The organism is Mucilaginibacter ximonensis, assembly GCF_042686265.1.
In the GTDB taxonomy this organism is placed as follows: Bacteria; Bacteroidota; Bacteroidia; order Sphingobacteriales; family Sphingobacteriaceae; genus Mucilaginibacter; species Mucilaginibacter ximonensis.
Map to the genome: position 1 here is coordinate 927,294 of NZ_JBHUPD010000002.1, position 23,518 is coordinate 950,811.

Below are 23,518 nucleotides of genomic sequence, written 5' to 3' on the forward strand. Positions count from 1 at the left end.
TCAACACAGCGACTAATAGCGGCTATTTGCCTTTTAAGTTTTCTTCAAATAGCTTGTAAATCCGCTTATACTCATCTGTCCAACTGCTGGGCTGTACAAAACCATGATCCTCTACCGGATATGAAGCCAGCGACCAGTTTTCTTTATGCAGCTCTATCAGCTTTTGGCTAAGACGAACGATATCCTGGTAGTTCACATTTTGATCTATCATACCATGCAGCATCAGCAAGTTGCCTTTCAATCCGTCAGCAAAATAAATGGGCGAGCTGGCCCGATATGCTTTCTCGTCGGTAAATGGCTCGTTCAAAATATCAGATGTATAGCCATGGTTGTAATGCGCCCAATCTGTAACCGAGCGGATAGCCGCACCTGCAGCGAAAACATCAGGCTCAGTAAACATGGCCATCAGAGTCATAAAACCACCGTATGAGCCGCCGTACATACCTACATGCTTAGGATTAACGCCATACTTATCAACCAGCATTTTCACGCCATCAACCTGGTCGGTCAGGTCTTTGCCGCCCATATGGCGGTAAATGGCGGTGCGCCAATCACGTCCGTAGCCTGCACTGCCTGAATAATCAATGTCTAATACAGTATAACCATTGTCTGCCAGCATATTATTAAACATGTATTCGCGGAAATAATGATCGCTCCAGCCGTAGGTTACATTTTGCAGATAGCCCGCGCCATGTACAAAAATAACGGCCGGCTTGGCGGGGTCTATCTTTGCAGGCAGATACAAATGTGCATACACATCACTGCCATAGCGGTTTTTGAAGGTCACCATCTGCGGGTCGCGCCATCGGTATGATTTGAATTCGTCGGTTAATGAATTAGTTACCTGCACCGGTTTGGCTCCCGGTTTATTGTCCTGGATGTAAAGCTCATGCGGTTTATTAGTGTATGCATAATCAATAGCCAGCCATTTTTCATCGGGCGATAGCGTTACGGCGTTGGTGCCTTTCATAGTAGTCAGCTTAACCGGTTCGCCGCCCGTAACCGGCATACGGTAAAAATGCGTAATCCCTGGATGCTCAATGTTGGCGGTAAAGTAAAAAGTCTTTTTATCGTTTGATAGCTGCAAGGTCTGCACCTCCCATTTGCCATTGGTTATTTGCTTTTTTTTGCCGTTGGTTACATCTGCGGTATAAATATGTGCATAACCTGAATCTTCGCTTTCAAAATAGATATGGGTATTATCAAGCCAGCCCAACTCATAGGCCCCCGGGCCGCCAACCCAGGCATCATTATGCTCCCGGTCAAGCGGCGACAGACCGCCGGTGGCTGGGTCTAATTTCATGATCCAGCGGTCTTTGTTGTCCTGTGCTGTGATCATCATCACCGCATACTTGCCATCCGGGCTCCATTGCACGCCACGAATATTTAGTTTACGGTCTTCATTACGTTTGGTAAATTGTTCAAGCTCTTTGGGGTAATCTTTAAAATAAGCGGGAATATCTTTAATGCCCGGTATACCAGCCGTGGATATGCGGTAAACTGAATCTTTTCGGGTATCAAAAACATAAGCTTCGTAACTGTTCTGCGCCGCACCTACTTTAGTACGGTTGGGGATATCTTCGGTATAGCCAGAGGCTGTTACGTAGTTTGGTACGTTTACGCGCTTGGCATCTGTAGCTAATTTCACCAATGTATAAGTTACAAAACGGCCATCCGGGCTAAGTGTAACACTGCTAAGTAACTGATCGCCTAAACCAATTTCTTTTAACCCTTTATATTCAAATTCTTTATTTTCGATTGAATCGAGCTTACGGTCTTTGTCCCTTACTTTAATGATATCAAACAACTCCAATTGTTCAGCCTTTAACCATCGGTCCTGCTCGTTGCCTGAGAGCATTGGTTCGCGGCTGGTTCTTGCGCCGCCGCTGCGACGGCCAGCGCCTGACTGCGCCATAGCCGCGTTAGCGGCCGAATGTGTAAAATTGGTGATCTGAACTAACTCGCCGGTATTTAAATTTAAAGAATATAGATTTTCAGACCTGGTGAAGATTACCTTGCTTCCGTCGATGTTGAACGCGGGGTTGCTTTCGCGTTCTGTGGTGCTGGTAAGCCTGCGAGTTTTACCGGTTTTAAGATCCAGCATAAACAGGTCGCCATTCTTTTCATACAGTTTGGTGGTTCGGCTTTTATTCCAGTCGCCATTTTCGGGGATAAAGGCACGCTGCTCGTCAATACTTACCTTTGCCGGTTTGATATTGGAGGGGGTAATGGCAAATAACTCATCGCGATCAGTATTGTCAGGATTCCAATTAAAATACAGTTTCCTGTTGTCATCGCTCCAGCGGAAGTTGGAGGGCGCTACTCCTATCCATTTCGGGTCGCGCATTATTTTTTCGACACTGAGGGTTCCCAGTTGCTGAGCGTACGTTGCGGTGCAGATCGGGATAAGGAGAGCAGTTAAAAGGCGTTTCATGTTGCTGAATTGTAAACGCAATTTAACTGTTTGCCTGCAATATTCAGCTACTGTAAAATCGTCAAAAAAACTATTGTAAAACAAAACGCTGAAACCTTAAATTTATAAACTATGCTGCCACTAATCACTGCCCCTCAAATTCGCGAAGCGGATGCTTATACCATAGCTAACGAACCCATTAGTTCTTTAAATTTGATGGAACGGGCCTCAAAGGCTTTTGTGGGTTGGTTTGTGAATCATTTTCCGGATAGGAGTCAGCAAATAGCTGTTTATTGCGGCACGGGCAACAATGGCGGCGACGGCCTGGCTATTGCCCGTATGCTGTATAACCACAAGTATTTGAACATCAATGTTAAAGTAGTCCGTTTCTCAGAAAAGGCGACGCCCGACTTTGAGGTGAACCTGAGCCGTGTTATGAATATGGGGCTTGACTTACGGGACTTGAAACCCGACGCTCCCTTCCCGACAGAAGAAGCTGATATTATTGTAGACGCCGTGCTGGGTAGCGGTATTAACAAACCTTTGGCCGGCGATTATAAACGCCTTGCTGACTTTATCAATGAGCTGCATAAAACGGTAGTAGCTGTTGACGTACCAACCGGTTTTTACATCGACGGCGAAATCCCTGCGAATGCAACTGTTATGCATGCAGATTTGGCCATCACTTTTCAACAGCCCAAAATCAATTTTCTGCTGCCAGAATCGGCGCCGCATATTAAGTGCTGGGAAGCCGTAAATATTGGGTTGGATGAAGCGTTTATACAATCGCTGCAATCACCTTATCAGTTTCTGGAAGAGAAAGATATCCGTAAATTGTTAAAACCCCGACATCGCTTTAGTAATAAGGGCACTTATGGGCACGCGCTTATCATCGCTGGGCAGGCTAAAACCATGGGGGCTGCCTTATTAAGCTCGGCGGGCTGCGCCTATGCAGGGGCGGGCCTCACTACTGCTTGTGTACCCGAAAGTGGGCTAACAGCTTTAAATACTTATCAGCCCGAAGTGATGGCTATTGTTCGTAAAGAAAATGAACTACCAAATATTGACTGGGATAAGTTTGACACCATAGGGATAGGCCCCGGTTTGGGAAAGGATGATGACGCGTTGAAATTACTAACTGAAGTTTTAGAGGATTTTAAAAAACCGGTGGTAATTGATGCCGATGCCTTGAACCTGCTAGCAGCTAATCCAACCCTTTGGGATAGCGTGCCCCCGGGCAGTATTATCACCCCGCACATGAAAGAGTTCGACCGTTTATTCGGTGATCATGCCAACTGGTGGCAGCGACTGCAAAGCGCTCTTGAAAACGCACAAAAGCGCAATATCAACATCATACTTAAAAACGACTATACCATTGTAGCGACGCCTGACGGAAAGGCTTATTTTAACTCAACCAGCAACCCCGCGATGGCAACAGGCGGCATGGGCGATGTTTTAACGGGCATTGTGACTGCATTGGTAGCGCAAAAATATTCGCCGGCAGATGCTTGTATTATTGGGGTTTATATTCACGGCAAAGCCGGCGATGAGCTTGCGATGCCCAACCGGATGAATGTGATCATGCCCGGCCGGCTGGCACAGCAGCTGCCTTTAACTATGGCAAAGTTGATGGCATAAAAAAACGGCCGCAAGTATTATACGTCCGTTTTTCCTACTTATTAACTGATCTTATAAAGAACAAATACTCTAATTTTGTACTTATAAGACGTCGTCATATAGCTGTTCGTTACAGCTTAAGTGATTTTTATCAGAAATTTTTGAAATCTGTTGTTAAAACTGACCAATTACCATCATCTCGCTCATGGTTGGGTTAACGCTGCCACCCCTTGGCTCACGGGTTACGGCAAAGGCCTGAGCTAAAGCTATCGGTTTCATTTCTTTCATCGTCAAACTATCGCCTTCAACTTTATCGAATACGCCTAAGTCGACAGGTTTGCCGCCTACCAATGCCCACAGCTGGTATTGATGGGCTTTGTCGTTAACAGGCATATTCAACGACTTGAGATCGATCATGACTTTTTTCTTGGCCGAACTCCAGGCCACTACCATATTACCGTCCGGTAGATTTTTAGTGCCTTTTAGGTGCAATATTTTAAAACTGGTGTCTCTGAATACCCCCAGTTGTTCATTCATGTAATTTACAGTTTTCGCTATGTGTTGATTTTGCACATTAGCCGCTATTAATTGCTGAGTTTTTTCCTGTAATTTACTGTTTAGGCTATAAATAACCACCAGGCTTGCTATAAACAGCGTTATGCTGGCGGCAAAGGCATATTTATAAAAATTATTAGTGGCCGGTGGCCTCATGCTAATAACGGTTGGCTCAGTAACGGTTTCTTTTTTGGTGAAAATTCTATCATCTGCAAGATTAACCACCAAACTGTTTAATACTTTTGCTCTTTGTTTTTCAGATGGCTCGATGGCGTTATCCATTGCGTAAGACTCCAGCGCACGCTCAATCTCCTCAACTTCAGCCCTCACCGCCGGATATTTTTGAATCATGGCCTCAACCTCCCGTCGTTCGGCAGCCGATACGTCACCTAAAACATAAAGTTCAAGTATGCCCGATTCAATAAATTGTTTGATGTCTTCCACTTTTCGGCTCAATTAAAATACTTCCTGAGTTCCATTATAGCCATTCGTAACCTGGTTTTGATCGTCCCCAGCGGAATGCCGAGTTCGTCAGCTGCTTCCACATGCGTGTAACCTTTAAAATAAACCAAATCGAGGATAGACTTTTGTTCGGGCTTTAGGGTTTGCACGAGCTCTTTTATACCCACCAGCTCAGGTTTGTAAACAGTGTTCCTTTGTTCGTCTACGGAAGTTACGTTATTTTCGAGCTCTTGGTTTTTGCTGTGGTTCCTAAAATCTTTCGATCTTAATTTATCTATCGATAAGTTTCGCGCTATATTCACCATCCAGGTAAACAAGCGGCCTTTATCTGCACTATAGCTCGAAAAAGAGTGCCATATCTTTACGAAGGTTTCTTGCAGAACATCTTCGGCAGTTGCCTGGTCGTTTACGATGCGCGAAATAACACCGAAAAGTGAGGCCGAATACATATCGTACAATGCCTCGATAGCCGTTTTCTCGCGATTTCTTAATGCAAGAATCAGCTCGTCTTCAGAAAGGGTCAGTTTTTTCTTACTCACTAGTGGGTGAAGATAAAAAGGAAATGTCAAATTTCAAACAGGTGTTTTTCAGCATGATAAGAAGAACGAACAAGTGGTCCGCTTTCAACATACCTAAAACCCTTTTCTAACCCAATTTGTTTGTAAAAAGCAAACTGATCCGGATGTATCCAATCAACTACCGGGTGATGATTGCGAGTTGGCTGTAAATATTGCCCTAATGTAAGGATGTGTACCCCTGCCGACAATAAATCGTCCATAGCTTCCAAAACATCTTCTTCTTTCTCACCTAAACCCAGCATAATACCTGACTTGGTGCGCAAGCCGGCTTCTGAAACATGTTTCAACGCTTCCAGGCTACGGTCGTACTTAGCCTGTATGCGTACTTCGCGGGTGAGTCGGCGCACGGTTTCCAGGTTATGTGATACAACCTCCGGGCGGGTTTCCAGCACACGGGCCAGGTTATCCCACTGGCCTCTAAAATCGGGCAGCAAAGTTTCTAAAGTTGTTTCGGGGCTTTCCCTGCGAATAGCATTGATAGTTTCGGCCCAAATGGTTGAGCCCCCGTCTTTCAAATCATCCCGGTCAACAGATGTGATTACGCAATGCTTTACCTGCATTAGCTTAACCGAATTAGCTACACGATTTGGCTCATCAGTATCAACAGCCAATGGCCTGCCGGTTGCTACCGCACAGAACGAGCACGAGCGGGTACAGATGTTACCTAATATCATAAAGGTGGCCGTACCTGCACCCCAGCACTCGCCCATATTAGGGCAATTGCCGCTCTCACAAATAGTGTGAAGCTTATGCGTATCAACCAAACTACGCACATGCGCATACTCTTTTCCAACAGGAAGCTTCACTCTCAACCAGTCTGGCTTGCGTGGTTTCTGCTCAACAGGTACTACCGGCAATTCAATCATAACAACAAAAGTAAGTAAAAACGGCCTAACCCAAAAAAGGCTGACAGTTTTGAGAAAGATATTACAGTTAATTGATACAAGTAAGTTAATGAAAGATTTTAAATTTGTTACTCATTTAACTTAAAATTCCTCCGTAGGGGGCTAGAAGGCATTATGGCAACTATACATACCACTTATCTGGGCGGTTTGCGCACCGAGGCGACACATTTACAATCTGGGACAAAAATTATTACTGATGCGCCTACCGACAATAAAGGTAAAGGCGAAGCCTTTTCGCCAACCGATCTGCTGGCTGAGTCATTAGCAGGGTGCATGCTGACTACCATGGGCATAGCTGCCGGTATTCATGCCATTAACATGGACGGTACGGAAGCCGAGGTAACTAAGATAATGGCTGCTAATCCGCGCCGTGTGGCCGAAGTGGTGATCAACTTCAAGTTCCCGAAAACATACGCTGAAAAAGAACAGGAAATACTAACCAAAGCTGCATTAGGCTGCCCAGTCGCGGTAAGCTTACATCCGGACGTGATCAAGACGGTAAACTTTGGCTGGTAGTTGTCTCATCGTTAGATTAAGAAAGGGTTAAGCTTTTATTGTTTTTCAATAAAACATTTTGTGGGGGATTACTGTTTATACATAGCTTCGCGCCAATAATTATTTTTGAACCAACTATATAATGAGTGACAGCAAACGGAAAATCATTGTATTTGACGATGACGAGGATATACTCTCTATCTGCAATTACATTTTAGAAGAGAAAGGCTGGGAGGTACATACCTTTACGGATTGCAACTTAATAGCCGAACGTGTTTCGGGTATAATGCCTGATGTAATATTAATGGATAACTGGATACCTGACGGCGGTGGTATAATAGCCACGCAAACGCTGAAAAAAGACGAAAGACTGAAGCGTATTCCTGTTATTTATTTCTCGGCAAACAGCGATATTCAATTGCTGGCCGATCACGCCGGTGCAGAAACTTACCTGGCGAAACCGTTCGATCTGGACGAATTGGAGCGTGTGATCAGCTCGGTGGCGTAATAAAAAATACTGCATAAAAAACGCCCGTCGCAAACACGAGGGCGCTTAAACATCTTGTTGAAAATCCTTTAACTTATTGCTTCTTCCTGGAGTTACCGACCGACTTCTTTGCGGTTGTGGTTGCCCTTTTGACTATTTTTTTGGTCGCTGGCTTTTTAGCTGACGCTGCTCCTTTAGGATGCACAGCTTTTACTAACTCAATATCAAACACCAACGTGCTGTATGGAGGTATGTCGGCTCCGGCTCCATTTGCGCCATAAGCCAGTTTTGACGGAATAACCAACGTTGCCTTGCTGCCGACATTTAAAAGCAAAATAGCTTCTTGCCATCCCGGAATAATGCCTTCAGTACCTAAAGTAAAGCTAATTGGTTCATAAGTGCGGCCCGGCTGTTGTAAACCTGCGCCTTTAGCAATGGCTTCATAGCTACTGTCAAATATTTTACCATCCAGGTTACGGCCAACATAGTTTACGTACACGGTATCGCCTATAACCGGTTTGGGTTTAGTGCCCGCCTGGGTGACTTTATATTTTAACCCTGAAGCTGTGGTGGTCAGGTTTAATTTTTTGTCGGCGATGTATTTGTTGGCGCGCTCCACTTCGTCTGTGGCGAGGCGCTCTTCAGCTGCCTTACGCTCGGCCATGAAGCTTTCAAATGGTTGTACTTTTTCAATATGCAACACAATCAATAAACTACTGCCTTTAGGGAAAAAAGGAGGACGTGAGGCTTCCTGATTTTTGAAGATAGTGTCGGTAGGTACCTTCACCAATACGCTGTCGTGTAAGGTCAGCATCGGGAATATGTCCATCATGTCGCCGGTTTCTTCAACCTTAATCATAGCCGGTTTGTTAGCCGCATAACTACTGTAAAGAACCGAGTCTTTATCGGTTTTTTGAATTACGTTAAAGGTTACAATATCGCCCACCCTGATGCGGTCGCCGGCATTATGGTTAAGTAGTTTATAAGTTGTACCCTTTGCGGTACGTTGAAAATCGGCCTGCGCATTGGCATTAAGGCCAAATGCTACTGCCAACAAAATTAAAAGATATCTTTTCATAACTAAAAAGCCTCCCTTTTTGTAAAAAAGAGAGGCTGTATAAATTTTATTTTATAATTATTTTTTCCCGAAGCTAACTGCAGGAGCTGCAGCTGGTGGCGGCGGAACTACTGAACCTGCTCTTGGATGAACAATGTCAACCACTTCAAGATCAAAAATAACCGGTGTAAAAGGAGCGATAGGGCCTGCGCCTGCTGCGCCATAGCCCAAGCTAGACGGCACAAGTATAGTTGCCTTTGCGCCTTTATTTAACAATTGTATGCCTTGATCCCAGCCGGCGATAACCTTGTGCTGGCCGATAGCCACACGAATTGGTGTAAACGGACGCTGATCCAGGCTACCTAATTTTGCTTTAATACCTTCAGCTTTAATGCTGGTATCAAACACCTTGCCGTTAAGCAATTTACCAACGTAATTGATAACCGCAGTATCGCCAACAGCAACATTTGCACCTGCACCTGGTTTAGTGATTACATAGTACAAACCTGAGTCGGTTTTATTGAATTTCTGACCGCTGGCATCAATGTATTTTTTGATTTTAGCTGGTTCAGCATTTTTTTCAGTTTCAAGTTGCGCTTTCATATACGTATTGATCGCCTCGTTGAACTCCTGATCGGTCATTTTACCTTTAGGAATTACTTTAACCACTTTAATGGTATAGTTTAAGTATTTACCTTTAAAGCCCGGTGGTTTAGCTCCTCTTTTAAACACACTGTCAGCAGGTAATTTTACTGAAGCGCTGTCTCCTTCAGCAAACAGTGTAAGCGCGTCAAAAATGTCGCCTTTGTAAGTAGATTTCGGTAAAACAAGCGGGCTTGGGCGACCTTGATCGTAAGTGCTCATCAATACAGAATCTGCATCGTTTTTAATGATCAGGTTAGCCAGCAAAAAGTCGCCGGTTTTTATTTTGGTTCCGGAGTTGCTGGTGTAAAAGTTGTATAAGAAACCACCATCTCCTTGCTTATATCCGCCATTACAACTTGCCAGCCCAATGGTGGCAAGGGCTAAATACATCAGATTTTTTTTCATTTTAAATTATTGAATTAACAGTTTTTTGTATTCGGGTAAAATTGTTTTAAATTGATTTACAACATCTTGCAAACTTGCAGTAGATTGTCCGCCGGCAGCATTTCTATGGCCGCCGCCGCTAAAATACAATTTACAAATCTCATTTGCAGGAAAATCGCCTTTTGATCGTAACGAAAGTTTAACCTGGTCTTTACGCTCAACTATAAAGGCTGCCAGGCGTATGCTTGCCATTGACAAGGCATAGTTCACAACGCCTTCAGTATCGCCGGTATTAACGTGATATTTTTCTAAATCTTGTTTGCTTACTACAATAATTGCCGTATTAAACTCAGGCAATACCTCAAGGCAGTTTAGCAGGCAGTGGCCCAAAAAACGCAGGCGATTCTCAGATGCGCTATTGTAAACCAGCTCATGTATGCGGTAGTTAACAGCCCCGGCATCAATAAGGTCGGCTACTACACGATGTACTGCCGAGGTTGTATTTGGCAATCTGAATGAGCCTGAATCAGTCATAATACCTGTATACAGACAAGTGGCCACATCTTTATTAATGAGTTTTTTGTTATCTAAAACATCAACAATAAAGCTGTAAACCAACTGCGCGGCCGCACAGGCATTAATATCCCAGTGACGAAAATCATCAAAATCCTCAGGTTCGAGGTGATGATCGATCATAATCTTATATGATTTAGACTTGCGCACCTTTTCGCCCATTTCATTAATGCGGCTCAGGTTATTAAAGTCAAGACAAAATACAATGTCGGCATCTTCAATTAAAACATCAGCTTGTTCTGTTTTTTCATTGTATATAATTACCTCGGGGTTGCCCGGCATCCAGCTTAAAAAGTCGGGATAGTCGGTCGGGGTGATCACCGTGGTGTGGTGCCCTTGCTGTATCAGGTAATTATATAAGCCTAAAGATGAACCCATAGCATCGCCATCCGGTTTATGGTGCGTGGTGATTACTATTTTCTTGGGGTGGGCTAATAGGTCTTTAAGCGCAGCTGTATCCAACATCTATTTTTAAAAAAGAGTTGCAAAGCTATGTAAATAAATGTAACAGCTTAACAATTAAATTAAAAAAGCTTTAGGGTGTGGCGCTAAAACCCTACTTTTGCAAAATATTTTACAAAACGGGTAATTTTTTGGCTGCTTTATTGCGGCTGTAACCCCAAATCAACAACACAAATGGCAAGTAACAGAACTTTTACAATGATTAAACCCGATGCCGTTGCCAACGGACACATCGGTGCAATTTTAGATAAAATTACTAAAAGCGGCTTTAAAATAATTGCTTTAAAACAGACTTCTTTAAGTGCAGAAAAAGCGGGCGAATTTTACGCTGTTCACAAAGAGCGTGGTTTTTATAATGACCTGGTTGCGTTTATGTCTTCAGGCCCCATTGTAGCTGCAATACTTGAGAAAGACAATGCGATTGATGATTTTCGCAAGCTTATTGGCGCTACCGATCCTACTAAAGCTGAACCTGGAACTATACGTAATCTGTTCGCGAAATCAATCGATGCAAACGCTATTCACGGCTCAGACTCTGATGAAAATGCAGAAATCGAAGGAAATTTCTTTTTCTCTGCTTTTGAACGCATTTAAATAAAAACTTCAGTTCTACGTAAAAAGTTTCTAAAGGTTTCGTTTTTAGCGGGCTTTTTAGAAACTTTTTTTGTTATCTGATAGTTTCTTTGTTACATTTACATCCTAATGTTATCATATGTGGCCCGATAGTTGCCATTTAACAGTAACATTAAACTTAGACATTATGAAGCCGATCCTAAGAATACTTCTGTATGTGCTCGTTGTGGGCGTAGTGGTGCTGGTTCATACCTTGTTTTTTATTCACCACCCGCCAGAGGTGCAGCTGGCATTTCTGACCCCGGGTATAACTTTGCTGGCTTATTCCATTATTCGCGATGACCTTTATAAAAGGCCAACTATGCGATGGGCTAGAGAAAGATAACTTCCTGAATTAATAAAGTATTTGCTTCTGTATTGATACGATCTATAATCTGATCACGGATCATCATCAACTCATTTTTTATTACGGATGATTCAATACGCAAGAATAATTTCTTGTCCAATACAAAGATCTCCTTGGTTCGGCTGGCTACGGCTTTGCCTACTATATTAGGCCAGTGCGCTATTATAGCGGTCTCATCAAACTTTCGTTTAATCTTATAAACCTGCATCATTTGCTCAATGGCTTCTTTGATAGATTTGTCGTTGGCTTTACGCATTTATTTCGCCTCCCTTTACTTTAAATATACGGATAGGTACCTGCATCCCGTCAAAAATATTACGTACGCGCACGTCACTGGTATCGGTGATAAATACCTGGCCAAAATCATTGTTTGATACCATTTCCATCAATTTGGTTACACGGTTATCATCAAGTTTATCAAAGATATCGTCTAATAATAATAGTGGCTTAAACCCTTTTTGTTGATCAAGGAAACTGTATTGGGCCAGCTTTAGCGCGATCAGGAAAGATTTTTGCTGCCCCTGCGAACCGAATTTTTTCATTGGCATACCATGAACTGCAAATTGAAGCTCATCGCGATGAATGCCCATTGTAGTACGCTCTAATGCCCTATCTTTCTCTACCGTTTTTTTAAGCAAATTTTCAAAGCCTTCGCTCAGTAATTGCGACTCATACAGCAACTCCACATGCTCAGCGTTATCGCTCAAAAACTGATAGTGCCTGTTAAATATGGGCGTAAAAACCTCCATAAAAGCGCGGCGCTTTTCAAAAATACGGTTGCCAGATGCTGCCAGCTGATCGTCAATCACCTCAAGTAATCCCGGGTCATACCTGCCGGTATCGGCGATTTGCTTCAAAAAGGCGTTTCGCTGGGCCAGTACTTTATTATAAGCAATCAGTTCATCAAGGTATTGATTATCGGTTTGTGAGATCACGTTGTCAATAAACCGGCGGCGCTCTTCACTACCGTCAATGATAATACTTATATCGTAAGGCGAAACCATTACCAATGGCAACAGGCCAATATGATCGGCCAGGCGCTGATAGTCTTTTTTATTCCGCTTGAATTGTTTCTTCTGGTTACGCTTCACCGAGCATGCCACCGCTTCATTATTTCCGTTTTTGTTAAACTGTCCGGTAATAATGAAGAAATCTTCGCCTTGTTTTATCTGCTGACTATCAATGGGATTAAAATAACTTTTACAAAGCGACAGGTAGTGTATTGCATCCAGTAAATTGGTTTTGCCGGCGCCGTTGTTGCCCAAAAATGCATTCACGCCCTCACTAAGGACGAGTTCGGCCTCTTGATAGTTCTTGAAGTTAATTACAGACAGGCGTTCTAAATACATAAGCGAGTTCAAATTTAGTAATTAAAGCCTATGCTTTAACCGTCAATAGCTGATTTAAAAAAATGTCGGCTTATTATAAAAAAATGTTATTGCTAAAACTTTTTAAAAAATGTAGTTTTGCAAACTTTAATTTAGAATAGAAATGTCGAAAAACCAGGAGAATACAACAGCGCATGCCAATACAGATAATTTTGCGCAGGTGGGTAAATTTACACGCGAGAATCAAAAAAGCCTGATATTTATAGGTTCAGCTATAGTGGCCATGATATTGGTATATGTGCTTTACCAAAAATTATATTTAGCTCCAAGAGAAGAAAAAGCTGCCGACCAAATGTATGTAGCTCAGCAATTCTGGGCTTCAAAAGATTGGGATAAAGCCATTAAAGGTGACGCCGGCTATCCTGGTTTCGAAAAAATCGTTTCGGAATTTAGTAATACCAAAGCTGCTAACCTGGCATCTTTTTACTTAGGTGTAGCTTATTTAAATAAAGGTGAGTACCGCAAAGCGATAGAGAGCCTTAACAACTATCATGGCGATGACGTGATGGTTGCTGCCGAAGCGTTCGGCGATGCAGGCGATGCTTATGTAGAACTGAAAGACTATAGCAATGCTGCTTCATATTTCAAAAAAGCTTCTGACAAAGCAGGCAACGGCTTCTTATCGCCGATATATCTGAAAAAATTAGGTTTAGTTTACGAAGCTCAAAACGATAACAAATCTGCTGTCGACGCTTATAAATCTATCAAAACTGATTACCCTAACAGCGCCGAAGCACAAAATATTGACGAGTACATTGCACGCGTAGAAGCGAAGCTGTAAGCTAGTTACTAAAGATTAATGATTGAAGATTAGAATAACCGACTGGTGTTTTCTAATCTTTAATCTTTAAACTCCAATCTTCCAAATGGCTACACATCTAAAAAATTTATCAGATTTTTCTGGAAGCGAGATTCCTTCGGCAGCGCCTTACCGCTTCGGTATTGTGGTAGCCGAATGGAACGCCGAAATTACCAATGCTTTGTACCAGGGGGCCTATAACAGCTTAATTGCAAACGGGGCAGCGGCCGGTAATATTGAGACCTACCCCGTTCCTGGTAGCTTTGAGCTTACATCGGGGGCTGATATTTTGCTAAAGACCGGTCGTTTTGATGCAGTTATTTGCCTGGGCTGCGTTATACAGGGAGAAACAAGACATTTTGATTTCATTTGTAATGCGGTAGCCAACGGCATAAGCAATGTCTCTGTCAAATACTCAAAACCTGTTATTTTTGGTGTATTAACTACCGATAATCAGCAGCAAGCTATTGACCGTGCCGGCGGTAAGCATGGCAATAAAGGTGATGAAGCTGCGTTTACAGCAATAAAAATGGCCGAACTGGCTAAAACTTTAGAAGCTTAACTTGCGTATAAGAGTTATATTATAGATATTAGGGTATGAGAAAGATTGTATATATAACGTTGCTGGCAATAACACTAGGAAGCATGCTGTCTTCATGCGCTAACAGGCTTTGTCCTGCTTATGCTTCTTATCCCCCAAGAGCCCGCAGATAATCAACCGGTTGCATTTTTTAACAAAATTCAATCATCTATCCTCAAAACAAATCATTGTTTGACGTTGTAATTACCTAATAACCGTTAACCGGTTTTATCTTTGTAATATATGACGTGGATACAATTAACATCGGCACAACAACTTAACGAACTTAAACAAAAGCCGGGCTACAGCCTGATCTTCAAACACAGCACCCGTTGCTCAATCAGCATGATGGCCAAACGCCGGTTTGAGCTTGATTGGGAGGATCTGCCAAAAGAAATGCCACTTTATTTTCTGGACCTGATTCAATATCGCGATTTATCCAATCAGGTAGCAGAAGTATTCCATATACATCATGAATCGCCGCAATTACTGTTGATCAAAGACGGCGAATGCATACTTGACCAGTCGCACGGCGAGATATCTGTCGAGGACACCTTGGTAGAAATTAATTAATTAAAAATATAGCAAAGCGGCCGGCGCAATTGCGCCGGCCGCTTTGCTATGCTCTGAATGGTAAGAAGCGTTACTCAACCTTCTTAGGTTTCATATGGGTACTGATAGCAATACGGTTCCATGCATTTATAACAGTTATCGCCATAATGATCTTGGCCAGGTAATGCTCGTCAAAAAATGCAGCGGCTTGCTGGTAGGTCTGATCTGAAACCCCGCCATGTGAAATATTAGTCACTTCTTCTGTAAGCGTGAGAATAGCCTGTTCTTCGGGTGTGAAAAAGTCAGTTTCACGCCAGGCGCTTAATACATAAATACGCTGCTCGGTTTCGCCCAGTTTTCGGGCGTCGCGGCTATGCATATCAAGGCAATAGGCACACCCATTGATTTGCGATGCGCGAAGCTTGATCAGCTCATAATGTAACTTATCAATACCGCTATTAGTCACATATTGTTCAAGACCTGACATTGCTTTGTAGCTTTCCGGCTCCAGTTGCAAAATATTTACTCTTTTGTTCATGATATTTTGTGTTTTGATAAGCCAAAGGTCGGCAGTAAACACTATTGAAAAAGTTAATCGAGATTAAGAAAATCAATCCTTCTTAGCTCTTATTTTGCTCAAAAATTGCGGAGTAAAGCCCAGATATGAGGCCAGCATGTATTGGGGTACGCGCTGCAAAAATTCTGGAAACAGTTTACTAAAATGCCGATAACGTTCCTCGTCGGTGTAAGAATAAATATACTCAATGCGGCGCTGTGTGGCGGCGTAAGCCCGCTGTAATACCAAACGGAAATACCGTTCAAGCTGCGGAATATCTTTTATCAACTCTTCCTGCACCTCGGCACTCCAGGCAATTACCTCAGTGTCTTCAACAGCCTGTATATAAAAACGCGAGGCTTTTTGACTATCAAAACTGTCATAATCGGTTATCCACCAGCCCTGCAAAGCAAACTGGGTAATTTGTTCCTGCTCTTTTTTATTAATGAAGTATAAACGTAGCAGCCCTGTGCTCACAAAATAATTTGCCCGGCACACCTTCCCGGCCGATAACAGGAAGTCTTTCTTTTTAACGGGTGTAATTTTCAGTTTTGAACAAATCAATGCAGCTTCATCATCATTTAAGGTTATATACCTGCGGATATGGTCAAGCAGCACACTGTACATAAATTTACCTTAGTTATTTTTTAAACCGATACGATGGTTGGCATAATCAAGCAGGTATTCGTTAGATAAAAAGAAATCGATACTAAACACGGTCCGGTTATCTTTGGTATACGACGGGTTCTCAATCTGCGTGAGGTTGAAGTTTGATGTAGTTGTGTAGTTATAGTTGAACCCTTGCGAGGTAGATATAGACACCGAGCTGTTAGTGGGCAATGCTGCTGAATTGCTGGCTGCCGATGGATCCTCAATAATGGTAGTAACCGGTGTGCCGGTATCAAATAAAATAGTACCTGACACTGTTTTGCCGTTATAAGTTATCGTTGATGGAATATTAGGTGAATATCCGGTTATTGCGTTATAGCTAAGCGGGTGCATAATAAACCCAGATGAATTTAAGTCGTTAGAAGTAAGCCCGATGTGTAGTAAAGCATCAGTATAAGTAGCGCTGCTTAAAAAATTATTACTATTCAGTACAGATAATCTAAATCCATTGGTTTGGCCACTATTCAAACTAAAATAACTAAGCGGACTGGATATAAGGCGACTAGGCGCGCTGGAACCACTAACACCCGGCCCTACACCAAACACGTCGGCCGAGTGGGACGCTAATTTTGCTCCTGTAGTTAAATTAACCACTTTATAATACAAAAAGAAAGGTATGCGTGGCGTCACAATGTTCCCGTGGCCGTCGCCAAGCGTTACTTTAGCATAAGCCAGATTTCCGTACTCTGATATTGCCCCGTCAACACCGCCATAGCTTAAAACTATCTTTTGCGAAGTAATGGTTATACCGCTTACTACGGTGGTGTCTCCGGTAAACTGAAAGCCGTTGTCAGTAATCATTGAGGCCGGAATAATGTCAGTAGCGTCAATAGTCAATCCGGTTGAACCGGTGTCAAATATCAGCCCATAGTTTTTAGTGACCACATCACCCAATTGAGGGCATGCAATAAATATACGTCGGGCGCCACTAGTGCTGCTTATCTGTTCATACAATCCCAAAGTAGCATAATTGGTAGTGCTACCTGGATTAACATTGTTAGGCGCAACTTGAGCATCCTTTTTACAGGATGCTGCAAAAAAGCAAGCAATTAAAAATGTTAAAAATTTATAATAGTTTTTGGGGTAACTTTTCTTCATCTAACGTGTCTTATGGTTGCTTTAAAACAATCAGGGCAATAACGCAAATTTACAACTTGCGGTATAATAGCTGTTTAAAATATATTTTTAATTTATTTTTTTAAAATTATAGCTTTTGCGAATTAATTAATACTTAACTTAATGCCCCTCGTCCCAATATTTTATTTAAGCATTAAATAGACGATTATGTTCCCTGTTTAATGTTTTTGCGAGATTATTCTTTTTAGGAATTATTTTATTACTTTTCGGTAATTAAACCTATAAGCAATCGATTGTCGTGTCAGACGATTGACACCTTTGATTTTTAACGGGTTGTGATGTAACATAGTTATTTAAATTGCCGTTTTAAGGCTTACCTTTTTAATATTTTAATTGTTGATAAGCTATACAACAAGAACAACGGATGGATGAAAATTTGAGTAAAGCGATACCTGAGGTTCGCCTCAGAGCTTTTAGGGCCATTGATGAACCCGATACCTGTGCATTATTTGTTGAGGGACACACTAATGTATTAACAAGTATTGGGGTTAAAAAGGTCACTTCCTCTAAAAACGGCTGGACAACCAATCCCGCGGTTTTTGTAATCGTTGTAGAATCAATGGACGGTAGCCGTGTTTTTGGAGGCGCGCGCGTACATGTATCGGGGGGCTCTGAGCCACTACCTATTGAGCAAGCAGTTAGTTTGCTTGACCCTTCAATTCATAAATTGGTTTGGGAATATAGCCGGCGCGGAACCGGAGAGGTTTGCGGTCTTTGGAATTCGGCCGAACTTCAGGGCTACGGCATTGGCACACCCTTGCTTATTCGGACAGGTGTGGCATTGGCCTCGCAAGTTGGTTTGAAAACACTATTTGCGTTATGCGCACCCTATACCGTTAAACCAGTAGTAAATTGCGGAATGGAACTGGTAAGCAATATTGGCAATAAAGGCACATTTTACTACCCTAAACTTGATTTAATAGCCACAGCTATGGTTTTGAATGATTTGGATAAGATGAGCCTGGCACAGCAGGAAGATCGCGAAGAGATCATGAAAATGCGCCAAAATCCCGATAGCTGGACTATTACAGAACTAAAGCAAAAAAAAATTACCATTCATTGTGCATTAACTGTTCCACAGCTGGAAAAATGGAATTTGCAAGATTACATACAATCAGCCAATCAGGATTTTGTTCAAACCGATCTTAACGAACGCGATATTAATTTTTTATAATCAATACTAAAGCCATGTCAGAAAAGCATTACGACATTAACTATCTGCAAAATTCAAGAAGATTATTAGTTAATCTCAAAGAAGCCTCATACACCTATTTTGAGAAAATAAACAGCGGCGCCATTATTGACCTTGGATGCGGTGCAGGTAAGGACGTAATAGAAATTGCAAAAATAGTAGGCGAAAATGTAAAAGTTATTGGTGTTGATCATGACCCGGTTATGCTGGAGCAGGGCCGTACAGACGCTAAAAATCTGAATAATGTCGAATTTATCCTTTCAGAAGCTTATCCGTTATCATTTGACAGCGAGAGCATTGATGGCTTACGTACAGAACGGGTTATTCAACATTTAAAAGAACCACAGCGGGTGGCCGATGAGATAGCCCGAATATTAAAACCCGGCAGTCCGTTTGTAATTATCGAAACCGATTGGCATAGTTTGGCGCTTTATACTCCATTTATGGATATTCATAAAAAGCTAACCGCATATCTTACTGATACTAAAATTAACAATGGATTTGCTGCGCGTAAACTAACACATTATTTAAGACAAAGTGGTTTCAAAGACATTAAATTTGAAATACATCCCTTTATTCTTACTAGTTTAGAGGATGCGAACCAATACCTTTGGATAGAAAAAATGATTCAGGAAACCGCCGAACATGGCTTTATTACACCACAAGAATTTGAAGAGCTTTACGGGGCGTTAAAAGAAGCAGACGCTGCGGGCTACTTTGCATGCTCAATTAATCTGGTGGTTGCTACCTGTATTAAATAAAAAATGGGAAAGTATTTCTATAAAACGTTGATTTTCATTGCCTTTGCAGTATTTAGCTCTAAGGCTATCGCGCAGGTGGTGATTGATGACAACACCAATCGCACATTAATAGGCAAAAGCGTCTACATCTTGCAGTCTAACAAAGAACAGGGTATTAATGATGTGATCAAATCGGCAGATTTTAAGAAATATGATAAAGAGGTTCCTAACCTAGGGTTTTCAACTTGTAGTACATGGTTACGTTTTACCATTGATAACAAATCGGCCAATAAGAGTTTATTGCTTGATGTCGCATATCCTATACTGGATGAGGTTGAACTTTTTGAGCCTGACGCCCAGGGCGTTTACCATGGAAGTTTAATGGGCGAGGTAAGGCCTTTTAATACCCGAAGATATAACCATCCAGATTATATCTTCGATCTTAACATTCCTCAAAATAACAGCAAAACTTATTATTTGCGTATAAAAAGTGCAGAGCAACTGATTTTACCTATTTCAGTGAACAGGCCCGAGGCCTTATGGCAGGTTCTGAGTCGCGAAGACTTACTGTCAGGATTGTTTATAGGTGCAATTCTGATCATGTTTTTGTACAATTTGTTCATCTACTTTTCTGTTAAAGACAGGAGCTATCTGTACTATGTGATCTATGTGGCCTCTGTAGGTCTTGTTCAAATCGGTATCAAAGGCTTTACATTCCAATACCTCTGGCCGGGCGCAACAGGCTTTGAGTTAAAAAGTGTAATCTTGTTTGCCTGTATCGGGCCAATAGCCGCCTTATTATTTACTAAGATATTTCTGTCAACAAGCATACGTGCACGCAGGTTTGACAAGGTGCTTTCTGCCATTATAGTATTGATGGCTATTGCGTTTGTCGTTACCCTGTCCGGGCAGATACAACTGGGCTTTAAACTCATGCAAATGTTTACCACGCTATTTGCATTTAGTTTAATTATTGTATCGCTTATTGTAATGTATGGCGGCTACCGGCCTGCACGGTTTGTGTTCTTGTCGTGGCTAAGTTTATTGATAGGTGCGGTAATATTTGCGCTTAAGGACGCAGGTGTATTACCTTATACTACATTTACCAGCTACTCCATGCAGGGCGCTACGGTTATTGAAATGGCTTTACTATCCTTCGGTTTGGCCGACAGGATCAATATTTTAAAACGCGAGAAAGAAGCGTCGCAAGCTGAGGCTTTACGGAGAGCGATGGAGAACGAACAGATCATCCGAGAGCAAAACGTTATATTAGAAACCAAGGTAACTGAACGTACACAAGAGTTAAACCAGTCGCTTGAAGATTTAAAGCAAGCTCAATCGCAATTGGTTGATTCAGAAAAAATGGCTTCGCTGGGTCAATTAACTGCCGGCATAGCGCATGAGATCAATAACCCGATCAATTTTGTAACTTCAAACATCAATCCGCTTAAGCGCGACGTGGAAATGATACTTGATGTGATGAACACCGTTGAAAACGTAAGCCAGTCTGACGCATCACCTGAAGAAAAGAAAAAGCAAATTGATGAATATAAGGAGGAGATAGACTTTGACTATCTGGTTATGGAGATTCGCCACCTGATAAAAGGCATTTATGAAGGCGCATCACGCACGGCAGAAATTGTTAAGGGATTGAAGATATTCTCCAGACTTGATGAGGACGATTTGAAGCGCGCCGATATAAATGAAGGCCTTGAATCGACATTGGTTATTGCCAACAATCTTATCGGTAACAAAACCAAGGTTGTCAGAAACTATGGCGAGCTGCCTTTGGTAGAGTGTTATGCAGGTAAGCTTAACCAGGTATTTTTAAATATTATATCAAACGCAGCGTATGCTGTCGATAAAAAATTTGGTGACGCAGGCGGCGGAGAAATTAAGGTAAGCACGGCGCTGGTAAACGACAGTGTTGAAATATCAATTGAAGACAACGGCATTGGTATGAGTGAGCAGACCATGAAAAAAATATTTGAGCCATTTTTTACCACTAAGGATGTTGGTGAAGGTACCGGCTTAGGCATGAGCATTGCCTACAATACTATCAGAAAGCACAATGGTCAAATTCTGGTAAACTCAGAAGTTGGCAAGGGTACTGAATTTATTTTAAAAATTCCGGCAGTTTATGACACTAAAGCTGCTTAATGTGCGTATAAAGCACCTTGACTAACTAATTTGACAAATCACAATTACCGATTATAAAACTGATTAAAATGGCCGAGAAAATTAAAATACTGTATCTGGACGATGAAATGGATAATCTGACAGGTTTTAAAGCAACCTTAAGGCTGGATTATCAGGTTTTTACTGCAGTAACTGTGCCGGCGGCGCTTGAGCACCTGGAGAAGCATCCGGATATCAGGGTTGTTTTTTGCGATCAGCGTATGCCTGGTAAAACCGGTGTCGAATTTTTCGAGGATATCCGCGCTACCCATCCGCTTCCTATGCGTATCCTGATAACCGGCTATACAGATATCGACTCGGTAATTGACTCTATAAACCGGGGTAATATCTTTCGTTTTGTAAAGAAACCGTGGATGGAAGCTGAACTTGTCTCGGCTATAGAGGAAGCTAATAAATTTTATCAGGCCAATTCAATGCTGGCCATCAAAAATGACGAACTGCAGCGTGCTTATAATGAGCTAGATAAGTTTGCGTACAGCGTTAGTCATGATATTCGCGGTCCGTTATCAGGAATTTTAGGTGCGATAGATGTAGCGCGCGATATGCACGATATCGCTGAGATGAAAGAGATGCTTTTTTTAATGGAGAAGTCATTAAAGAAGCTTGATACTTATATTTTAAGTATGCATGACTATTACAGCCTTCAGCGCGGCGAATTGAGCATTACTGAAGTTGACTTTCAGAAGATGGTGGATGAATTTAAGGATATCTATCGTATCAATGCCAGCAATAGCAATATCAACTTCAAAGTAAGCATTAACCAGCGCGAGCCATTTAGAAGTGATACGGTGCCATTGAAACTCATTCTCAACAATCTGCTTTCAAACGCTTTTAAGTATCAAAACAAAAATACCGATGCCAAAATGGTCGAACTGATCATTGAAGTAGCCAAGGGCGTTGCCACAATTACAGTGAGCGATACCGGCATCGGTATCTTAGGGAATCATTTAGGCGAGATCTTTAACTTGTTTTATCGCGCCAGTTCGCAGGAGGCGGGTTCTGGTTTTGGCTTATATAACGTTAAAAGCGCTTTACTGAAACTTAACGGCCAAATTGAGGTTAACTCCGTGTTAAACAAGGGAACAACATTTAAAGTAATTATTCCGAGCAAATAAGTTTACATGCATTTATCATTCATAATTATTGATGATACCGAACTCGATCATTTTATCGCCCGTAAAATGATTGGCAATGTAAGCAGCGCCTACAAAATTAAGAGCTTTCTGGACGCATCTTCTGCCCTGCAACATATTATAGAAGCCGAACACGATACCAACATCAAGATCGTACTCGTATTCCTGGATATACATATGCCGATGATGAATGGCTTTGAGTTTATAGAGGAGTTTGAAAAACTTGAGCAGGCCTTGCAAGATAAATACTATATCGTAGCACTAACCTCTTCGATCGAGATATCTGACATAAACCGCATGGGTTCATACCGTTCATTTAAAGCGCGTATAACCAAACCTATTACGGTTGACGGTCTGCGGTCATTATTAACTAAAGTAAGCGCTGAGTTTGGTTTAACGATGCCTGACGATAACTAAGAAAGCAGCCTCTGTCTTAATAAGAATTCCAGCTGATCATTTGATACACCCAGCTTTTCGTTTTCTTCTTTCAGCCTTATCTTCTCTAAATAAGCATCGTAAGCACGGGTAATAGCTATATCCAGTTCGTCCTCGTTCCATGGTTTAGTGAGGTAATGGAATATTTTGCCTTTATTAATCGCATCGACCACGGCATTCATGTCGGCATAGCCGGTAAGCAGCAAACGTATTGGATCGGGGTAAAGAGGAATAACTTTTTCCAGAAACTCAACGCCTGTCATAGCGGGCATGCGCTGATCTGTAATAATAACCTGCACAGGTTTTTCAGCAAGAATTTTAAGTGCTTCGTCGCCACTTATCGCGGTATATACCTGGTATTTTATACGAAATACCGCCTTGAAAGAAAACAAGTTGTTTTCTTCATCATCAACATACAATACTGCTATCTTTTTGTCGGCCATTTGAGGGTGACACTTAATTTTATTGCTGTGTTAACGTAAAATAGGGTCATTACGTTTCATTAGATAAGCAATAACCCCATTTA

The 23,518-nt window shown here is 42.0% G+C and carries 26 protein-coding genes; 13 read left to right on the forward strand and 13 right to left on the reverse strand.

The window, feature by feature from the left end:
• Window positions 1–22: 22 nt before the first annotated feature.
• Window positions 23–2,434 (reverse strand): prolyl oligopeptidase family serine peptidase, encoded by a 2,412-nt coding sequence (locus ACFS5N_RS11675; RefSeq protein WP_377185553.1) that lies wholly within the window; start codon window positions 2,432–2,434, stop codon window positions 23–25.
• Window positions 2,435–2,545: 111 nt separating this feature from the next.
• Here ACFS5N_RS11675 and ACFS5N_RS11680 point away from each other — a divergent pair, with 111 nt between their 5' ends.
• Window positions 2,546–4,051 (forward strand): NAD(P)H-hydrate dehydratase, encoded by a 1,506-nt coding sequence (locus tag ACFS5N_RS11680; RefSeq protein WP_377185556.1) that lies wholly within the window; start codon window positions 2,546–2,548, stop codon window positions 4,049–4,051.
• 153 nt (window positions 4,052–4,204) lie between these two features.
• Here ACFS5N_RS11680 and ACFS5N_RS11685 read toward each other — a convergent pair whose 3' ends face one another.
• From ACFS5N_RS11685 to lipA, 3 genes are read right to left on the reverse strand one after another with little or no spacing between them, the layout of a single operon-like run.
• Complete coding sequence (locus tag ACFS5N_RS11685) at window positions 4,205–5,029, reverse strand: anti-sigma factor (RefSeq protein ID WP_377185558.1); 825 nt, start codon at window positions 5,027–5,029, stop codon at window positions 4,205–4,207.
• A gap of 8 nt (window positions 5,030–5,037) precedes the next feature.
• On the reverse strand, window positions 5,038–5,586 hold the full coding sequence (locus ACFS5N_RS11690) for an RNA polymerase sigma factor (RefSeq protein WP_377185560.1): 549 nt from the start codon (window positions 5,584–5,586) through the stop codon (window positions 5,038–5,040).
• A 26-nt stretch (window positions 5,587–5,612) separates the two neighbouring features.
• Window positions 5,613–6,491, reverse strand: a complete 879-nt coding sequence (gene lipA, locus ACFS5N_RS11695; protein ID WP_377185563.1) for a lipoyl synthase — start codon at window positions 6,489–6,491, stop codon at window positions 5,613–5,615.
• 153 nt (window positions 6,492–6,644) lie between these two features.
• Here lipA and ACFS5N_RS11700 point away from each other — a divergent pair, with 153 nt between their 5' ends.
• Window positions 6,645–7,046 carry an OsmC family protein gene (locus ACFS5N_RS11700; protein ID WP_377185566.1) on the forward strand — a complete coding sequence of 134 codons (402 nt, stop codon included), beginning with the start codon at window positions 6,645–6,647 and terminating at the stop codon, window positions 7,044–7,046.
• A 121-nt stretch (window positions 7,047–7,167) separates the two neighbouring features.
• Window positions 7,168–7,533 carry a response regulator gene (locus ACFS5N_RS11705; RefSeq protein WP_377185569.1) on the forward strand — a complete coding sequence of 122 codons (366 nt, stop codon included), beginning with the start codon at window positions 7,168–7,170 and terminating at the stop codon, window positions 7,531–7,533.
• A 73-nt stretch (window positions 7,534–7,606) separates the two neighbouring features.
• On the opposite strand, the gene ACFS5N_RS11710 is transcribed toward ACFS5N_RS11705, so the two are convergent.
• Genes ACFS5N_RS11710 through ACFS5N_RS11720 form a run of 3 tightly spaced genes read right to left on the reverse strand, consistent with a single transcriptional unit; the run spans window position 7,607 to window position 10,636 of the window.
• Window positions 7,607–8,590: an FKBP-type peptidyl-prolyl cis-trans isomerase gene (locus ACFS5N_RS11710; protein WP_377185571.1), complete on the reverse strand. Its 984-nt coding sequence runs from the start codon at window positions 8,588–8,590 to the stop codon at window positions 7,607–7,609.
• Between the two features lie 57 nt (window positions 8,591–8,647).
• A complete protein-coding gene (locus ACFS5N_RS11715) occupies window positions 8,648–9,619 on the reverse strand; it encodes an FKBP-type peptidyl-prolyl cis-trans isomerase (RefSeq protein ID WP_377185573.1) in 972 nt (323 codons plus the stop codon).
• 6 nt (window positions 9,620–9,625) lie between these two features.
• Window positions 9,626–10,636, reverse strand: coding sequence for a DHH family phosphoesterase (locus tag ACFS5N_RS11720; RefSeq protein WP_377185575.1), 1,011 nt, complete (start codon window positions 10,634–10,636; stop codon window positions 9,626–9,628).
• Between the two features lie 171 nt (window positions 10,637–10,807).
• On the opposite strand from ACFS5N_RS11720, the gene ACFS5N_RS11725 reads away from it, so the two are divergent.
• A complete protein-coding gene (locus ACFS5N_RS11725) occupies window positions 10,808–11,227 on the forward strand; it encodes a nucleoside-diphosphate kinase (RefSeq protein ID WP_377185577.1) in 420 nt (139 codons plus the stop codon).
• 166 nt (window positions 11,228–11,393) lie between these two features.
• The gene (locus ACFS5N_RS11730; protein ID WP_377185579.1) at window positions 11,394–11,591 is read left to right on the forward strand and encodes a hypothetical protein; all 198 of its coding nucleotides are present in this window, start codon (window positions 11,394–11,396) and stop codon (window positions 11,589–11,591) included.
• On the opposite strand, the gene ACFS5N_RS11735 is transcribed toward ACFS5N_RS11730, so the two are convergent.
• Both ACFS5N_RS11735 and recF read right to left on the reverse strand, forming a co-directional pair.
• Window positions 11,578–11,868, reverse strand: a complete 291-nt coding sequence (locus ACFS5N_RS11735) for a DUF721 domain-containing protein (RefSeq protein WP_377185581.1) — start codon at window positions 11,866–11,868, stop codon at window positions 11,578–11,580. The genes ACFS5N_RS11730 and ACFS5N_RS11735 overlap by 14 nt on opposite strands.
• Window positions 11,861–12,961 carry a DNA replication/repair protein RecF gene (recF, locus tag ACFS5N_RS11740; RefSeq protein WP_377185583.1) on the reverse strand — a complete coding sequence of 367 codons (1,101 nt, stop codon included), beginning with the start codon at window positions 12,959–12,961 and terminating at the stop codon, window positions 11,861–11,863. Before recF ends, ACFS5N_RS11735 begins: the two co-directional genes overlap by 8 nt.
• Before the next feature lie 142 nt (window positions 12,962–13,103).
• Between recF and ACFS5N_RS11745 the strand changes: the two genes are divergently transcribed.
• The 3 genes from ACFS5N_RS11745 to ytxJ all read left to right on the forward strand — a co-directional run bounded on the left by ACFS5N_RS11745 (window position 13,104) and on the right by ytxJ (window position 14,952).
• Window positions 13,104–13,781 (forward strand): tetratricopeptide repeat protein, encoded by a 678-nt coding sequence (locus ACFS5N_RS11745; protein ID WP_377185585.1) that lies wholly within the window; start codon window positions 13,104–13,106, stop codon window positions 13,779–13,781.
• 85 nt (window positions 13,782–13,866) lie between these two features.
• Window positions 13,867–14,361 carry a 6,7-dimethyl-8-ribityllumazine synthase gene (gene ribH, locus ACFS5N_RS11750; protein WP_377185587.1) on the forward strand — a complete coding sequence of 165 codons (495 nt, stop codon included), beginning with the start codon at window positions 13,867–13,869 and terminating at the stop codon, window positions 14,359–14,361.
• A gap of 261 nt (window positions 14,362–14,622) precedes the next feature.
• The gene (ytxJ, locus tag ACFS5N_RS11755) at window positions 14,623–14,952 is read left to right on the forward strand and encodes a bacillithiol system redox-active protein YtxJ (RefSeq protein ID WP_377185589.1); all 330 of its coding nucleotides are present in this window, start codon (window positions 14,623–14,625) and stop codon (window positions 14,950–14,952) included.
• Between the two features lie 70 nt (window positions 14,953–15,022).
• Here the strand turns inward: ytxJ and ACFS5N_RS11760 are convergent, their stop codons facing one another.
• The 3 genes from ACFS5N_RS11760 to ACFS5N_RS11770 all read right to left on the reverse strand — a co-directional run bounded on the left by ACFS5N_RS11760 (window position 15,023) and on the right by ACFS5N_RS11770 (window position 17,254).
• The gene (locus tag ACFS5N_RS11760) at window positions 15,023–15,469 is read right to left on the reverse strand and encodes a carboxymuconolactone decarboxylase family protein (RefSeq protein WP_377185591.1); all 447 of its coding nucleotides are present in this window, start codon (window positions 15,467–15,469) and stop codon (window positions 15,023–15,025) included.
• 72 nt (window positions 15,470–15,541) lie between these two features.
• Window positions 15,542–16,114 carry a Crp/Fnr family transcriptional regulator gene (locus ACFS5N_RS11765; protein ID WP_377185593.1) on the reverse strand — a complete coding sequence of 191 codons (573 nt, stop codon included), beginning with the start codon at window positions 16,112–16,114 and terminating at the stop codon, window positions 15,542–15,544.
• Between the two features lie 9 nt (window positions 16,115–16,123).
• Window positions 16,124–17,254, reverse strand: coding sequence for a hypothetical protein (locus ACFS5N_RS11770; protein ID WP_377185595.1), 1,131 nt, complete (start codon window positions 17,252–17,254; stop codon window positions 16,124–16,126).
• 403 nt (window positions 17,255–17,657) lie between these two features.
• On the opposite strand from ACFS5N_RS11770, the gene ACFS5N_RS11775 reads away from it, so the two are divergent.
• The 5 genes from ACFS5N_RS11775 (at window position 17,658) to ACFS5N_RS11795 (ending at window position 22,974) form a co-directional block, all read left to right on the forward strand.
• A complete protein-coding gene (locus ACFS5N_RS11775) occupies window positions 17,658–18,467 on the forward strand; it encodes a hypothetical protein (RefSeq protein WP_377185597.1) in 810 nt (269 codons plus the stop codon).
• Between the two features lie 14 nt (window positions 18,468–18,481).
• A complete protein-coding gene (locus ACFS5N_RS11780; protein ID WP_377185599.1) occupies window positions 18,482–19,246 on the forward strand; it encodes a methyltransferase domain-containing protein in 765 nt (254 codons plus the stop codon).
• A 3-nt stretch (window positions 19,247–19,249) separates the two neighbouring features.
• The gene (locus ACFS5N_RS11785; protein ID WP_377185601.1) at window positions 19,250–21,385 is read left to right on the forward strand and encodes a sensor histidine kinase; all 2,136 of its coding nucleotides are present in this window, start codon (window positions 19,250–19,252) and stop codon (window positions 21,383–21,385) included.
• 68 nt (window positions 21,386–21,453) lie between these two features.
• The gene (locus tag ACFS5N_RS11790) at window positions 21,454–22,539 is read left to right on the forward strand and encodes a hybrid sensor histidine kinase/response regulator (RefSeq protein WP_377185603.1); all 1,086 of its coding nucleotides are present in this window, start codon (window positions 21,454–21,456) and stop codon (window positions 22,537–22,539) included.
• 6 nt (window positions 22,540–22,545) lie between these two features.
• Window positions 22,546–22,974, forward strand: coding sequence for a response regulator (locus ACFS5N_RS11795; protein ID WP_377185605.1), 429 nt, complete (start codon window positions 22,546–22,548; stop codon window positions 22,972–22,974).
• On the opposite strand, the gene ACFS5N_RS11800 is transcribed toward ACFS5N_RS11795, so the two are convergent.
• On the reverse strand, window positions 22,971–23,435 hold the full coding sequence (locus tag ACFS5N_RS11800) for a response regulator (RefSeq protein WP_377185607.1): 465 nt from the start codon (window positions 23,433–23,435) through the stop codon (window positions 22,971–22,973). The genes ACFS5N_RS11795 and ACFS5N_RS11800 overlap by 4 nt on opposite strands.
• Window positions 23,436–23,518: the final 83 nt, after the last annotated feature.

Coding starts and splice junctions, on each gene's coding strand:
- ACFS5N_RS11715 (WP_377185573.1), bottom strand. CDS start 9,619: ATGAAAAAAAATCTGATGTATTTAGCCCTTGCCACCATTGGGCTGGCA.
- ACFS5N_RS11765 (WP_377185593.1), bottom strand. CDS start 16,114: ATGTACAGTGTGCTGCTTGACCATATCCGCAGGTATATAACCTTAAAT.
- lipA (WP_377185563.1), bottom strand. CDS start 6,491: ATGATTGAATTGCCGGTAGTACCTGTTGAGCAGAAACCACGCAAGCCA.
- ytxJ (WP_377185589.1), top strand. CDS start 14,623: ATGACGTGGATACAATTAACATCGGCACAACAACTTAACGAACTTAAA.
- ACFS5N_RS11795 (WP_377185605.1), top strand. CDS start 22,546: ATGCATTTATCATTCATAATTATTGATGATACCGAACTCGATCATTTT.
- ACFS5N_RS11725 (WP_377185577.1), top strand. CDS start 10,808: ATGGCAAGTAACAGAACTTTTACAATGATTAAACCCGATGCCGTTGCC.
- ACFS5N_RS11680 (WP_377185556.1), top strand. CDS start 2,546: ATGCTGCCACTAATCACTGCCCCTCAAATTCGCGAAGCGGATGCTTAT.
- ACFS5N_RS11745 (WP_377185585.1), top strand. CDS start 13,104: ATGTCGAAAAACCAGGAGAATACAACAGCGCATGCCAATACAGATAAT.
- ACFS5N_RS11700 (WP_377185566.1), top strand. CDS start 6,645: ATGGCAACTATACATACCACTTATCTGGGCGGTTTGCGCACCGAGGCG.
- ACFS5N_RS11775 (WP_377185597.1), top strand. CDS start 17,658: ATGGATGAAAATTTGAGTAAAGCGATACCTGAGGTTCGCCTCAGAGCT.
- ACFS5N_RS11785 (WP_377185601.1), top strand. CDS start 19,250: ATGGGAAAGTATTTCTATAAAACGTTGATTTTCATTGCCTTTGCAGTA.
- ACFS5N_RS11675 (WP_377185553.1), bottom strand. CDS start 2,434: ATGAAACGCCTTTTAACTGCTCTCCTTATCCCGATCTGCACCGCAACG.
- ACFS5N_RS11760 (WP_377185591.1), bottom strand. CDS start 15,469: ATGAACAAAAGAGTAAATATTTTGCAACTGGAGCCGGAAAGCTACAAA.
- ACFS5N_RS11800 (WP_377185607.1), bottom strand. CDS start 23,435: ATGGCCGACAAAAAGATAGCAGTATTGTATGTTGATGATGAAGAAAAC.
- ribH (WP_377185587.1), top strand. CDS start 13,867: ATGGCTACACATCTAAAAAATTTATCAGATTTTTCTGGAAGCGAGATT.
- ACFS5N_RS11730 (WP_377185579.1), top strand. CDS start 11,394: ATGAAGCCGATCCTAAGAATACTTCTGTATGTGCTCGTTGTGGGCGTA.
- ACFS5N_RS11790 (WP_377185603.1), top strand. CDS start 21,454: ATGGCCGAGAAAATTAAAATACTGTATCTGGACGATGAAATGGATAAT.
- ACFS5N_RS11720 (WP_377185575.1), bottom strand. CDS start 10,636: ATGTTGGATACAGCTGCGCTTAAAGACCTATTAGCCCACCCCAAGAAA.
- ACFS5N_RS11735 (WP_377185581.1), bottom strand. CDS start 11,868: ATGCGTAAAGCCAACGACAAATCTATCAAAGAAGCCATTGAGCAAATG.
- recF (WP_377185583.1), bottom strand. CDS start 12,961: ATGTATTTAGAACGCCTGTCTGTAATTAACTTCAAGAACTATCAAGAG.
- ACFS5N_RS11780 (WP_377185599.1), top strand. CDS start 18,482: ATGTCAGAAAAGCATTACGACATTAACTATCTGCAAAATTCAAGAAGA.
- ACFS5N_RS11770 (WP_377185595.1), bottom strand. CDS start 17,254: ATGAAGAAAAGTTACCCCAAAAACTATTATAAATTTTTAACATTTTTA.
- ACFS5N_RS11705 (WP_377185569.1), top strand. CDS start 7,168: ATGAGTGACAGCAAACGGAAAATCATTGTATTTGACGATGACGAGGAT.
- ACFS5N_RS11710 (WP_377185571.1), bottom strand. CDS start 8,590: ATGAAAAGATATCTTTTAATTTTGTTGGCAGTAGCATTTGGCCTTAAT.